Genomic DNA, 12,394 nt, shown 5'->3' with positions numbered 1-12,394 from the left:
TAGCGAATGGGGTTATGCAGATTTAGGTAAAATGGCCTCAACATCGCTGTGTGGCCGCGGGATGACATGGCAGGATTTCACTTCGCCAACGGCGCTTGCGGCGGCGCTTCCTGCGTCAACGGCGGCTTTTACTGCGCCAACATCGCCACGGACCATCACTGTAATCAGACCCGAACCAATCTTTTCATAGCCAACCAGTTGCACGTTGGCGGATTTAACCATGGCATCTGCGGCTTCAATTGCGCCAACTAACCCTTTTGTTTCAACCAGTCCTAGTGCGTTGTTCATACAGCGTTTCTCCTGTGGATTATGAGTGGCATTCCCTGAAGGGAATGCCTTTTACCAGGCGGGCAGCGTTATTGCCGATGCTGCGCCGGGCATGGTTATCTTGTTGATACATCAGCGTAAACAGTGGCGCTGATGCCGGTAAGTTTTTGTAATGCACAATCAGCTTTTCCCGGTCGCAGGCTATGCCAACCAACAGGGGGGACTGACGAGCAGCCTGCCAGGCGCTATCGATGACTTCACCTGACGGGATATGTTGAATGCGAAAGGGGATACCTTCTTCTTCAATGCCAAGAAGCACCTCATTCCATGTACTGATACAGTCACCTATTTCCGTAACGACAATAGCGGGCGTATGTTCTTTACTTTCCATGAGCCAACTCCCTGTGCCAGGAAATCAGTAGCCCGGTAGCTACCGCATTGCGCGGGCCTTCACTACCACGGATATTCCCCCGTCCGGCGACCAATCGATAATGCGCCAATGCATCGGTGACTAACTGCGGTACTTCGAAATCCAGGGAAGAACCGCCTACCAGAACGACGAACGGAATATCGCGAATATTTCCGCCTGGACTTACCTGACGTAGCGCGCGCAGGGCATTGGTTACGAAGACGCGCTCTTTCGCACTGCGGCGAACAGCACGTACTTTTTCCAGTGTTAAATCGCCGGGAATAGGCACCAGTTCGTCAGGTTTCACCACACAAACGCGGGCAAATACATGAGGGGACAGCGGAGTAGGGAAGAACTGAACGCTGCCGTCTTCATGGCGTAAATGGAACAGGCTTTCTACTTTTGCCAACGGGTATTTTTTGATTTCTTCTGCCAGATAACGATCATTTAAGCCCAGTTCCCTGGCAATAATCATCGTCACCATGTCGCCCGCTCCCGCAAGGTGAGTAGCTATCATTTCCCCTTTCTGATTGATGATGGAGGCATCGGTAGAACCTGCGCCTAAGTCCAGAATTGCCAGAGGGCGTGTGGTTCCAGGGGTAGTCAAGGCTCCCTGAATTGCAGCTTCTGCTTCAGCGCCTCCGACCTGAACATCAACATGCAGTTTTTGCTTAATTTCACTGGCGATCATCGCCATTTGCAGTCGGTCGGATTTCACCATTGAAGCGATACCCACAGCCTGTTCCAGTGAAAATTCACCAGCCAGCCCACCGGTTACGCTGACGGGAACAGAGGTATCTATCGCCAGTAAATCCTGAATAAAAATTTCGTGGCTGGGTTTATTGGTCAGTTCCGCCATAGTCTGGCGAACATGTTCCAGCATACCGCCGATGTTGGTACCCGGTTCTCCCGTTACGTTTTCCAGTTTTGAGCACTCGCCGACCGCTTTCATAATGGCATTGGCACCAGCAGCAACATCAACTCGTATTGTACGTCCGGCAGAAAGCAGCTCGATGTTTCCGGCGGGTATCGAACGGGCTTTAACGTCGCCAGAAGGTGTTTTCACCACTACTGCAGAACGGTTGCCTATGAGTGCTCGTGCAACAGGAACGATATTTTTAGTCTCTTCAGCATTGAGGGCGAAAACAGTGGCAATCCCATACGGATTAGACAGGGTTTCGATAACCTTCCCGGGAACGGCGACTTCAATCGCGGCCAGCATGCCGAGCGGAATACGATCGATGTAGAGGACTTCATCAACAATGGGTAAAGGGATTTCCAGGCGGTTACTGACCAGCACGCCATCATCACGTTGCAGAATAACGCCAGTCAGTTGATATCCGGCACGCACGGAGGCGTTTATCATGGTCGCGATATCGGCAAAATCAAACGCCGATGACACGACCAGAATGTACGGTGTATCCGCCGGGCGTGTTAACAACTCTTGTGGTGTGATGGTGAGCCCCACGCCCAGTCCCACTCCGCCCGGAGTTTTTGGGTTGTGACCAATCATGGTTGATTCGGTGATGATGGTTTCCGTAATGGTTTCCATCGCCACATCGCCAATGACAGGAGTTGCTTCGTTGATACGAATAAGCGAAATATCGCTGACATTGATGCCGACTTTTTTCGTTGCCTGTGCGAGCGCCTCCTGAATACCATGGACGTTACGCAACGTACCTTTGATTCCGGTGGTTTCCGCAAGGGCGCTGCTCACGAACGACAATTCTCCAGACGTACTGAGCGTCGCCAGTGCAACTTCTGTGGATGAATTGCCGATATCAATGCCTGCTATATATCGCATAGTTCGTCCTTAATCGTCGCCTTTCAGTTTTTTACGCTCGACATAGAGTTCTGCGGCTTCGCGGACAAATGCAGCGCAAATTTTGGCTTGATAACGACGTTCAAGATCGTCAGCAATGGCAATGAGTTCTTGCTTTGTCGAACGATAAGGGCGTAACGCATTGTAGATTTCGAGGATGCGATCGTCCGGCACTGAGGTAAGCTCGGCAGCGCGTTCAAAATTCATCGCCAGGCGATCACGACCCGCATCTCTGGCAATCGCGGCCTGAATACGCAATGTTTCAGGGGTTATACGCATATCCTGGGCGGTGACTTTATCGCTGAGGACATTCTCCAGAGTGAAATCGTCGAGCGTTTTATTGGTCGCCGTTTTAACCCATTCTGGATGTTTATTTGCCAGTGGATAATCCGTCACTTTGGCGCTCTGTATTGACGCGTTGGGTGCCGCAGAAACAGGAGCTGCATCCTGTAGACTGTTCATGCGGTTCAACACGTCCCTGACCATCGACTCAATTGCATCGGTATTCATGAAGGTTTCCTTTGTTAAAACGTCACGCGCAGTTCTTGCGGTTTTTTGCCAGTGACCACGTACTTCGTCTCTTTGATATGTAAAATGGCTGATTTGGCCTGGTATTTAGGTCGCGCCATTTGATCGTTGAGGGTCGGAACTGGTTGTGGAGACTCACGCTTCGCATAACGCGCGGCGTTTTTACCAATCTGGCGATAAGTTTCCAGCGTCAACAAAGGCGCTTGCGGGAAAAGTTCCAGGTTAGACAAAGGGGGAAGCCCCTGCTGGTGGATAACCGTGGTGCCTTTTGACTGAATACCAATAGCAATGCCGGAACCACTAAGGCGATCGCCTTCGACCGCCACGAATGCGACATCAGACGATTTAAAGCAGCGAATCACACGGGCTTTAATACCTTCTTCTTCGATACCGGCAATCACTTCGCGCAAGATGTTTTTATGCGGAATACCGATGATATTGACGGTTTGCGCCAGGCCGAACGCCGGGCCTACAGCAATAATGACTTCATCTTGCTGAGTGCCTTGTTGGGCTTCGCCAATTTCGGTCAGAAAATTTCCGGTATCTGGCACTGAAGAGACAGTTGCAGAGACAGGTGCGCGAAATGAAACGGACTTGTCGCTGGTTTGCATTTCTGCCAGCACGTCTTCGATAATTTGACGCAGTAATTTTTCGTTAATTTCCATTTCTCACCCTTAGTCAATTTCGTTGGGATCAAGTGCACCGGGAATATTTTTGATCTCTTCCCAGCGTTCCCCTTGCAGGCGGTAACCTGTAGCCGGTCCGGCGTAATCATTGACATCATTGACCGCAGACAGCACTTGTCCGTCATCGACGATAATGGCTGAGGTATGGAGATAATCGCCGGTCAGTTTCGCTTTTTGCATGTTGAGCATGTCCTGAGCGACATCGGTAAAACCGCCTTGCGCCAGGGCTTTCACCACTTCCAGGCTGTTACGGTTTTTATTGATAATTTCCTGGGCGAACTTAATGTCTTCTACGATGTTGCGCTCTGGCATATCTTTCGAACCGTGGGCATAGGTCGCCGCTTCGACCTCTTCATCGGTAATAAGGGGTAATCCCATACCGGCAAAGACAGCCTGTAAAGCGCGTGCGGCTTTATTGCGGATGGCGATAACATCTTCTTCGCGCACCGGTCGCAGACCGCCATCAACCTTCAGGTCACGCTGAATGACGTTGTAATCATCGAAGTCTTCGGCGTCTTCGTTTGAACCGGCAAACATGTTGTCGTAGTTCGGCACAGCGGAAAAACCGGAAGAGATAAAGTCAGTACCCGGCAGAAACTGCATCAGGAAACGCGCGGTACGGCGCATATCTGAGTGGGTAAAGGTCTGGTCATTACTGGAGGCACATTCCAGATCCAGCGATGAGCAAATTAAGTTTTCCGCCAGCACTGCGCGGATGCCTGACGGCACAGCTGATGGAACACCGATGCAGCTTACGGAACCATTCTGCAGCCCCTGTACGCCTGCGGCTTTGGTGATGTAAATGCAACGAGCCTCAAGATAAAGCATTGATTTGCCTTCCGCGTAACCCATCTGTACTTCAGAGCCGGAGCCGGAAGTAAAGCGCATTTTTAAGCCGCGAGAAGCATAAGATGACGCGAGAAATCCTTTTGACCACGGGGTATCATCGCCATCGGTGAAAACAGGTTCTGTACCATAGACAGAAATTGTTTCGGCGTAACAGGTGTGGCCTAACATACCGAGTTTCAGTTCGGTGGCTTCTTCCAGTGAACACTGGGTCAAAACGCCCGGGCGCCCTACCTGTGAACCTACCAGCAGAGCGATGGCGTTGAACGGCGCATAGCGAGCAACGGCAACGGTGGTTTCCTGTTCATCAAACCCGCGCCATGCGCCTTCAGCTGCGTCGGCGGCAATTTGTACCGGGTTATCTTTGACGTTGGTGACGTGAGCCTGTTGTGATGGTGTTCGACGGGCGCGCATTTTCTGCATCGCCATCATCATCTCTACCACGTTCATCTGCGAAACCACTTCGACGATTTTGGCGGGCGTCATTGCTGTGGTAAGGGGAACGATATCGCTACGTTTGACATTCGGATCGCACAGCATATTGGCAAGTTTGACCGAATCCATCGCGATGACTTCTTCGGCGCGCGCGAGATTGATGCCGTAACGGGCGATAAAGTGGTCGATCAGGTCAAACTGGCTGGCGGGTTTTCCATCCAGCTCGGTGACAACGCCGTTAACAATTTTGATTGACGGTTTTGGATCGTTCGGGCTTTCCATCGCAATGAAGCCTTCTTCAATCCACTCTTTAACGAAACCGTCCTGGTTGACCGGGCGTTTTGCCAGTGCTTCAAATCTTTTCGATCTCATGAATCTGCCTCAGGGAATTCAGATGTAGGAAGGGCGATCGTTTTTCGGTGTATCGCCGAGAGTCGAAAGTACGGTTTTACCGATTTCGCGTGCGGAGATGACCGCCTGACGGACTGCGCCGGAGTCACCCGAGATAATCAGAATGACTTCATTGCTGTAGCTGGTGCCATGAGCAGGCGAGCTGTATGCCACCACGTCCACATTGGCGGACTTCAGCGCAGTATCGGCCATCAGAACACCAACAGCGGCCGGAGCGCCGACAATAACGCCGCAAGCGCGACCCAGAGGTGCGCCAAACGCTTTTTCCAGTGCATAGCTGGCGCGGGCGGTGTATTGCAGTTCAAGATGTCCGGCTTCGTTGGCATAGACATCACCAAAGGTCCGATCGAGTTCTTTCAGGGCAACTTCAATACCGCGTTTCACGTCGGAAACATCGTTGCCACCTAAGAGGATCAATGAGCCGTGTCCGGCACCGCCTTTGGTATCGCGAGGAAGTTCAATGCTAATAACTTCAGTGTTCGTAGCTTTTACCGCTTCATCAGCGGCCATAATGTGTGGACCTGCGCCAATACGTGCACCCAGAATGCCAATGGAGCGATAGCGTTTTTCAAGTTTCATCGCGTCCAACAGGGCGCTATCAACGTTCGCAATGACCAGACCTACAGTGTCGCCAATAGCGGTGCCAACAAATTCCGTTAACGTGCAGCTTTTTTCTGCCATAGCCGTCTCTCGTGTTTGATGAGTGGTTTCCGGGAGAACCTCATGCTCTGGCGTCGCTACGCGAGCGATGACCTGCGCCATGATCTGTTCGACCAGTTCATTGCTGCTCATGGGTTAATTCCCTTTGGTAAGATTTTTTCGACATCGGTATGTGGGCGGGGAATAACGTGTACGGCTTTTACTTCACCGACGTTACGCGCGGCGGCGGCACCTGCGTCTGTTGCCGCTTTTACAGCCCCGACATCACCACGAACGATGACGGTCACCAGCCCGGAACCTATTTTTTCGTAGCCAACCAGCAATACATTTGCCGACTTCACCATGGCGTCTGCGGCCTCTATGGCGGCAGTTAAGCCTTTGGTTTCTACCATTCCTAACGCTTCTTGTTGCATAAAGACCTCGCCTGGATTTTTTGACGATATGACTATAAAAAAAAGCGAGGAAAAAGAATGGCTGACTTAATCGGCCAATGAGAAAAATAAATAGAGGGCAAATATTATAAAATTGCTTTTATAAACTATATGTTATTAATTTATTGGTTATTTTGTGGATTTTTCAATGTGAATTAATTGCGTTGGCTGAGAGGGTTAATCGCGGATAAAATTTCGTTGGGTTTGGTTCGCGGAAGGGAATTGTGATATTTGTTTAAATTTTATTATATCATGATGACAATTTTTTATTGTGAAAGTTTGGCAGTAATTATTACTTTCAACACTGATTAACGCTGTGTTGGATGCTTCTGCAATGACAATAATTTGCTATGTCAGCACGATTTTTCCACGAGTCTGTCATGAATGTTGGCAATATTTTTTGCAGAGCAATTTTTATAGTTGCCCTCGATATACACAACAATCAGCAATTCTGTTGGCTGATGAAGAAACAAACTCCGCAAAGAAGGTGTCACTATGAATGATTCACTCAAGGCGCAATGCGTTGCCGAGTTTTTGGGCACCGGACTGTTCCTCTTTTTTGGCATTGGTTGTTTGTGTGCCCTCAAACTTGCTGGGGCAAGTCTGGGGCTGTGGGAAATTTGTATTATTTGGGGGTTAGGTATTTCACTTGCTGTTTATCTTACGGCAGGAATTTCCGGCGCTCATCTCAACCCAGCGGTTACGATTGCTCTATGGTTGTTCGCCGCTTTTCCTGGCCGTAAAGTGCTGCCATTTTGTATGGCCCAATTAGCGGGCGCCTTTGGTGGTGCGGTTCTGGCGTATTTTTTATACAGCAATTTGTTTACCGATTTTGAATCTGCCCACAATATGGTTCGTGGTAGTGCAGAAAGTTTACAACTTGCCAGTATCTTCAGTACTTACCCGGCCGCGGCAATAAATGTATGGCAGGCGGCGCTGGTTGAAATAGTCATCACGTCTATGTTGATGGGATTGATTATGGCGTTGACCGATGACGGCAACGGTGTACCGAAAGGGCCTCTTGCACCTTTACTGATTGGTATTCTGGTTGCTGTTATTGGTGCTTCTACTGGACCATTAACCGGTTTTGCCATGAATCCAGCGCGTGATTTTGGGCCAAAAATTTTCACCTGGCTTGCGGGTTGGGGAGAAATAGCGATGACTGGCGGACGCAATATTCCTTATTTCATTGTACCCATTATTGCCCCGGTCATTGGTGCCTGCGTTGGCGCGGCGATTTATCGCTTTCTCATTGCGCAAAATTTACCTGTCAATAGTGTTACGCCTAAAGATATCCGCGAATAGCGAAATAACCTGGCGGTTATAAACGTTTATTTTTTTACTGTTTGTGATCTGCTTTCCGAACTTATTAAAAAGTCTCCCGCTTCATGGAGGCTTTTGTTATTGTCCTTTGTGCTTCTCGTCAGTAAATCATCAGGGATGATGTGAAGATTAAATGTAAAACAATTGTTTTTACAATAACAATAAATTAACTGGGAGGTTTTATCATGATTTCTGCGGCGACACTTAATTCAGAACTCATTAATAAAATCGCGCAGGATTTTGCGCAGGCGACCAGCCTTGCGGTTGTCGTGGTCAATATCCACGGTGATGAAATTTCCGAACTTTTTAACTTCACCCCGTTTTGTCAGATGATGCGGCAACATCCACAGCTTAGCACTCGCTGCCGCATGAGCGATCGTTGTGGAGGCCTGGAAGCTTCTAAATCCGATCAACCTTGTATTTACCGTTGCCATGCAGGATTAACTGATTTCTCTATTCCTTTGGTGATTGCCGGGCATTTAGTCGGCTTTGTGTTGTGTGGACAAGTCCGCCTGCGTAATGGTGATGTCGATTTGATCGATATTCTGAATGTCGATGATCGTTGGCAAGCAGATCCCGAATTACTTAATGAATTTCGCAAAGTCCCGGAGATGGATTACTCGCGAGTTATGGCCTCTGCTGATTTGTTGAAGTTGATTGTGGAAAATTGCCTCAAAAAGCAACTCAATTTTGTCGTGATTAAAGAGAATAAACCTCATTCGGATTCAGTTCGTCAGACCCGTGCGTCTAATCCCCACGATAATAAAATGAAAAAAGCATTGCGCTATATTGATGCGCATTTATCAGACGATTTACGCCTGGAGGATGTTGCCTCGCATGTTTATCTAAGCCCTTATTATTTCAGTAAATTGTTTAAGAAATATCATGGAATTGGTTTTAATGCATGGGTAAACCAACAACGCATGGCCAGCGCCCGTGAGTTGCTGTGCCATAGTGACTGGAGCATCGCCAGCATTGCGCGTAATTTAGGCTTCTCTCAAACCAGTTATTTTTGCAAAGTTTTTCGACAGACCTATCAGGTAACGCCGCAGGTTTACCGTCAGCAAATTAGCGATAATACGGCTGCGGAAACGGCATAAATTCAATGTAAAAAATGAGGGATGATTAAATATACTCTGGCAGTAATAATTCATTTACGTGTTATGGGAAAATTGAAATCGGCTCATAACATACGCTGACATGTTTGGCACATTTGTGCCTGGGAAGAGGGTGGAAATCCCTCGCAGCCCCCGCTGCTGTAATGCTGACAACCTCGAAAATGCCACTGATCGTGAGATCGGGAAGGTCGGGGGAGGATGACGCTAAGCCAGAAGACCAGCCTGTCAGTTAATACCAACAACTTCGGTGGGAAGTGGGTTGTCTGGAAGCGCCCGGTTGAGCACTGGCGCGTCTTTATACCCCTACCACCCTGAAAGGATCAGGGGATGGCGGCAGCATTTATTTCATTCATCGTCGTGTCGACAGGCACCAGGGCTGCACTTATGGTGTGGCAATCTTTTTTTGTGGCATATCAACCTGACCGTTATTACAGGAAACTAAGCGGAGGGTGGTGGTCATGAAAACGATAAAACCTGAATCGATAGCTCTTTTTTGCCTCTCATCTGGCGATATTGAACTCGCTAAACATCTGGCTGAAATGTTGCCTATTACCTGTTTTGTCGGTGAGGATTGGCAGCAAGGTTTCCTGCCTTTTAACGGTGGGCCAGAACAATCATTATCAGATGCGTATAGCGATTATTCAGTGCTGTTATTGATTGCTGAAAGCGGGACACTCATACCAGAAAGGCTCCCTCTGCCTGATGGTGTGACGGTAATCTTAATAGCAGAGCACAATGCTCGTTTGCTGAATGGTACGGCTGGTGGGGCTGTTGCGTTAATCCATTATCTGAATGAAATGTGTCAATTCAGAGAAAACGTTGCTAATGACACATTTTGTCGGTCGTTAACGCAGGGAAATCGGGCTATTTCACAATGCCTCCCTCATTCGTAATGGATTGAGAATGCTGGATTTTTATTTTTAATACGCGCAGTATTAATCGAAGAAATGTTATTACGGTCAGTAACAGTGGAATATCCATTGCTCTGGTCAATGAATACCATCATACAATTGAACCGGGAGTCCGTATGATGATTTTGGTGACGGGGGGCGCACGGAGCGGGAAGAGCCGGCACGCCGAGGCGCTTATTGGGGACACTCCACAGGTCCTGTATATCGCTACTTCGCAAATTTTTGATGATGAGATGGCCGCACGGATTGAACACCATCGGCAAGGTCGCCCGGCGCACTGGCACACGGTGGAACGCTGGCACAATCTTGATGAGTTAATTAACGCAGACATTAATCCGCAGGCTGCCGTGTTGCTGGAATGCATTACAACAATGGTGACTAATCTTTTGTTTGAATATGGCGGCAATAAAGATCCTGAAAAATGGGATTATGACGCGATGGAGCAGGCGATTAATGGTGAGATTCAATCGTTGATTGCCGCCTGTCAACGTTGTACTGCAAAGGTCGTATTAGTGACCAATGAAGTGGGCATGGGGATTGTGCCGGAGAATCGTCTGGCGCGACATTTTCGTGATATTGCCGGGCGGGTAAATCAGCAGTTGGCCGCTGCGGCAGATGAAGTATGGCTGGTGGTTTCGGGTATTGGAGTAAAAATCAAATGAGTAAATTATTTTGGGCGATGCTCTCTTTTATTACGCGTCTGCCTGTACCGCGTCGTTGGTCCCAGGGGCTGGATTTTGAGCATTATTCTCGCGGTATCATTACTTTTCCCTTAATTGGTTTATTGCTTGGCGCCATTAGTGGACTGGTCTTCATGGCGTTGCAGACATGGTGTGGCATACCGCTGGCGGCACTGTTTAGCGTGCTGGTGCTGGCGCTGATGACAGGGGGATTCCACCTGGACGGCCTCGCAGATACCTGTGATGGCGTATTTTCTGCACGTAGCCGCGATCGCATGTTGGAAATCATGCGTGATAGCCGTTTGGGTACTCACGGTGGTCTGGCGCTGATTTTTGTGGTTCTGGCAAAGATTCTGGTGCTAAGCGAGTTGGCACTGCGTGGCGAACCGATCCTTGCATCGCTGGCGGCAGCATGTGCGGTTAGCCGTGGGACTGCCGCATTGTTGATGTATCGTCATTGTTATGCCCGGGATGAAGGGCTTGGTAATGTGTTCATTGGCAAAATTGACGGGCGACAAACCTGTGTCACCCTCGGTTTAGCCGCTATTTTTGCTGCCGTATTATTGCCAGGTATGCATGGTGTGGTTGCTATGGTGGTGACGATGGTGGCGATTTTCGTCCTCGGTCAGCTTCTCAAACGGACTCTGGGCGGGCAAACCGGCGATACGCTGGGAGCAGCCATAGAGCTTGGTGAACTGGTCTTCCTGCTGGCACTGCTATAAGACTGATTACCGAGGAGACGTTACATGCAAACACTCGCCGAATTATTGAATACGATCCCTGCCATCGATCCTGCCGCTATGTCGCGTACCCAACGGTATATTGATGGGTTACTCAAACCTGTCGGTAGTCTGGGAAGACTGGAGGCGCTTGCCGTACAACTGGCAGGAATGCCGGGACTGAATGGTGTGCCTCATGTGGGCCAAAAAGCAGTGCTGGTTATGTGTGCCGATCATGGTGTCTGGGATGAAGGTGTCGCTATTTCTCCGAAAGCAGTGACAGCCATCCAGGCTGAAAATATGACACGTGGAACAACTGGGGTGTGTGTGCTGGCAGCACAAGCGGGCGCTAAAGTTCACGTGATTGATGTTGGGATTGATACCGTTGAGCCTATCCCTGGGCTTATTAACATGCGTGTCGCACGAGGTAGCGGTAATATTGCCTCGGGTCCGGCAATGAGCCCCTGTCAGGCTGAAGCGTTACTTCTGGACGTCATACAATATACGCGCGAGTTAGCGAGAAATGGCGTCACGCTGTTTGGTGTGGGTGAACTGGGGATGGCAAATACCACACCGGCAGCGGCGATAGTCAGTGCGATTACTGGACGCGATCCTGAAGAAGTGGTCGGTATTGGCGCAAACCTGCCGACAGATAAACTGGCTCATAAAGTTGATGTTGTTCGTCGGGTAATAACATTGAATCAACCGAATCCACAGGATGGTATTGATGTGCTGGCCAAAGTCGGTGGGTTTGATTTGGTCGGAATGGCTGGCGTAATGTTAGGTGCCGCTTCCTGCGGTTTACCCGTGTTGCTGGATGGATTTCTTTCTTACGCCGCTGCACTTGCCGCCTGCCAGATGTGTCCTGCAATCAAACCGTATCTCATTCCTTCTCACCTGTCGGCAGAAAAAGGGGCGCGTATAGCGCTGTCACATTTGGGGCTGGAGCCTTATCTCAATATGGAAATGCGTTTAGGTGAGGGGAGTGGCGCAGCGCTGGCGATGCCCATCATCGAAGCCGCCTGCGCGATATACAGCAACATGGGTGAACTTGCCGCCAGTAATATTGTTCTACCGGGAAAGACGACTTCTGAATTGAACAGTTAAAAACGAAAAGTCAGATAAAAGCTATACTTATCGGATAGCTT

General features: G+C 49.3%; 14 protein-coding genes and 1 riboswitch. Of the genes, 6 read left to right on the top strand and 8 right to left on the bottom strand.

All coding sequences use genetic code 11. The annotated features are described in order from the left end of the window. Nucleotides 1-12 precede the first annotated feature (12 nt). From pduJ to pduA, 8 genes are read right to left on the bottom strand one after another with little or no spacing between them, the layout of a single operon-like run. Nucleotides 13-288, bottom strand: a complete 276-nt coding sequence (gene pduJ / locus FEK47_RS03040; protein WP_001057752.1) for a propanediol utilization microcompartment protein PduJ — start codon at nt 286-288, stop codon at nt 13-15. Nucleotides 289-307: 19 nt separating this feature from the next. Beyond that, nucleotides 308-658, bottom strand: coding sequence for a glycerol dehydratase reactivase beta/small subunit family protein (locus FEK47_RS03035; RefSeq protein ID WP_000444000.1), 351 nt, complete (start codon nt 656-658; stop codon nt 308-310). Continuing rightward, nucleotides 648-2,480, bottom strand: coding sequence for a diol dehydratase reactivase subunit alpha (locus tag FEK47_RS03030; protein ID WP_135487606.1), 1,833 nt, complete (start codon nt 2,478-2,480; stop codon nt 648-650). The genes FEK47_RS03035 and FEK47_RS03030 overlap by 11 nt, the downstream gene beginning before the upstream one ends. A 9-nt stretch (nt 2,481-2,489) precedes the next feature. Then, nucleotides 2,490-3,008: a propanediol dehydratase small subunit PduE gene (gene pduE, locus FEK47_RS03025; protein WP_085458842.1), complete on the bottom strand. Its 519-nt coding sequence runs from the start codon at nt 3,006-3,008 to the stop codon at nt 2,490-2,492. Nucleotides 3,009-3,022: 14 nt separating this feature from the next. Further along, nucleotides 3,023-3,691 carry a propanediol/glycerol family dehydratase medium subunit gene (locus FEK47_RS03020; protein ID WP_135487607.1) on the bottom strand — a complete coding sequence of 223 codons (669 nt, stop codon included), beginning with the start codon at nt 3,689-3,691 and terminating at the stop codon, nt 3,023-3,025. 9 nt (nt 3,692-3,700) lie between these two features. Continuing rightward, nucleotides 3,701-5,365: a propanediol dehydratase large subunit PduC gene (gene pduC / locus FEK47_RS03015; RefSeq protein ID WP_135487608.1), complete on the bottom strand. Its 1,665-nt coding sequence runs from the start codon at nt 5,363-5,365 to the stop codon at nt 3,701-3,703. Nucleotides 5,366-5,383: 18 nt separating this feature from the next. Continuing rightward, nucleotides 5,384-6,196: a propanediol utilization microcompartment protein PduB gene (pduB, locus tag FEK47_RS03010; RefSeq protein WP_064529394.1), complete on the bottom strand. Its 813-nt coding sequence runs from the start codon at nt 6,194-6,196 to the stop codon at nt 5,384-5,386. Then, complete coding sequence (pduA, locus tag FEK47_RS03005) at nt 6,193-6,477, bottom strand: propanediol utilization microcompartment protein PduA (protein ID WP_001183614.1); 285 nt, start codon at nt 6,475-6,477, stop codon at nt 6,193-6,195. The genes pduB and pduA overlap by 4 nt, the downstream gene beginning before the upstream one ends. A gap of 513 nt (nt 6,478-6,990) precedes the next feature. Here pduA and pduF point away from each other — a divergent pair. The 6 genes from pduF to cobT all read left to right on the top strand — a co-directional run bounded on the left by pduF (nt 6,991) and on the right by cobT (nt 12,353). After that, a complete protein-coding gene (pduF, locus tag FEK47_RS03000) occupies nt 6,991-7,800 on the top strand; it encodes a propanediol diffusion facilitator PduF (RefSeq protein ID WP_135487609.1) in 810 nt (269 codons plus the stop codon). Nucleotides 7,801-8,003: 203 nt separating this feature from the next. Continuing rightward, entirely contained in the window at nt 8,004-8,918 is a 915-nt protein-coding gene (gene pocR / locus FEK47_RS02995) for a regulatory protein PocR (RefSeq protein WP_135410117.1), read from the top strand. An 83-nt stretch (nt 8,919-9,001) separates the two neighbouring features. Beyond that, nucleotides 9,002-9,177, top strand: a riboswitch (cobalamin riboswitch). Nucleotides 9,178-9,394: 217 nt separating this feature from the next. Further along, a complete protein-coding gene (locus FEK47_RS02990) occupies nt 9,395-9,829 on the top strand; it encodes a cobalamin biosynthesis protein (protein WP_135487610.1) in 435 nt (144 codons plus the stop codon). 134 nt (nt 9,830-9,963) lie between these two features. Then, on the top strand, nt 9,964-10,509 hold the full coding sequence (gene cobU, locus FEK47_RS02985) for a bifunctional adenosylcobinamide kinase/adenosylcobinamide-phosphate guanylyltransferase (protein ID WP_135487611.1): 546 nt from the start codon (nt 9,964-9,966) through the stop codon (nt 10,507-10,509). Continuing rightward, nucleotides 10,506-11,249, top strand: coding sequence for an adenosylcobinamide-GDP ribazoletransferase (gene cobS, locus FEK47_RS02980; RefSeq protein ID WP_135487612.1), 744 nt, complete (start codon nt 10,506-10,508; stop codon nt 11,247-11,249). Before cobU ends, cobS begins: the two co-directional genes overlap by 4 nt. A 24-nt stretch (nt 11,250-11,273) precedes the next feature. Further along, a complete protein-coding gene (gene cobT / locus FEK47_RS02975) occupies nt 11,274-12,353 on the top strand; it encodes a nicotinate-nucleotide--dimethylbenzimidazole phosphoribosyltransferase (RefSeq protein WP_135487613.1) in 1,080 nt (359 codons plus the stop codon). Nucleotides 12,354-12,394 lie beyond the last annotated feature (41 nt).

Origin of the sequence: Escherichia sp. E3659 (genome assembly GCF_005781135.1) — a bacterium.
In the GTDB taxonomy this organism is placed as follows: Bacteria; Pseudomonadota; Gammaproteobacteria; order Enterobacterales; family Enterobacteriaceae; genus Escherichia.
Note: the sequence above shows the minus strand (reverse complement) of the source record. Positions and strands in the feature narration are given on the sequence as shown.

What these genes read in the sequence shown, in the direction of transcription:
- pocR (WP_135410117.1), top strand. Translation starts at nt 8,004, where the DNA reads ATGATTTCTGCGGCGACACTTAATTCAGAACTCATTAATAAAATCGCG.
- cobS (WP_135487612.1), top strand. Translation starts at nt 10,506, where the DNA reads ATGAGTAAATTATTTTGGGCGATGCTCTCTTTTATTACGCGTCTGCCT.
- pduF (WP_135487609.1), top strand. Translation starts at nt 6,991, where the DNA reads ATGAATGATTCACTCAAGGCGCAATGCGTTGCCGAGTTTTTGGGCACC.
- FEK47_RS02990 (WP_135487610.1), top strand. Translation starts at nt 9,395, where the DNA reads ATGAAAACGATAAAACCTGAATCGATAGCTCTTTTTTGCCTCTCATCT.
- pduJ (WP_001057752.1), bottom strand. Translation starts at nt 288, where the DNA reads ATGAACAACGCACTAGGACTGGTTGAAACAAAAGGGTTAGTTGGCGCA.
- pduB (WP_064529394.1), bottom strand. Translation starts at nt 6,196, where the DNA reads ATGAGCAGCAATGAACTGGTCGAACAGATCATGGCGCAGGTCATCGCT.
- pduA (WP_001183614.1), bottom strand. Translation starts at nt 6,477, where the DNA reads ATGCAACAAGAAGCGTTAGGAATGGTAGAAACCAAAGGCTTAACTGCC.
- FEK47_RS03035 (WP_000444000.1), bottom strand. Translation starts at nt 658, where the DNA reads ATGGAAAGTAAAGAACATACGCCCGCTATTGTCGTTACGGAAATAGGT.
- cobT (WP_135487613.1), top strand. Translation starts at nt 11,274, where the DNA reads ATGCAAACACTCGCCGAATTATTGAATACGATCCCTGCCATCGATCCT.
- FEK47_RS03020 (WP_135487607.1), bottom strand. Translation starts at nt 3,691, where the DNA reads ATGGAAATTAACGAAAAATTACTGCGTCAAATTATCGAAGACGTGCTG.
- cobU (WP_135487611.1), top strand. Translation starts at nt 9,964, where the DNA reads ATGATGATTTTGGTGACGGGGGGCGCACGGAGCGGGAAGAGCCGGCAC.
- pduC (WP_135487608.1), bottom strand. Translation starts at nt 5,365, where the DNA reads ATGAGATCGAAAAGATTTGAAGCACTGGCAAAACGCCCGGTCAACCAG.
- FEK47_RS03030 (WP_135487606.1), bottom strand. Translation starts at nt 2,480, where the DNA reads ATGCGATATATAGCAGGCATTGATATCGGCAATTCATCCACAGAAGTT.
- pduE (WP_085458842.1), bottom strand. Translation starts at nt 3,008, where the DNA reads ATGAATACCGATGCAATTGAGTCGATGGTCAGGGACGTGTTGAACCGC.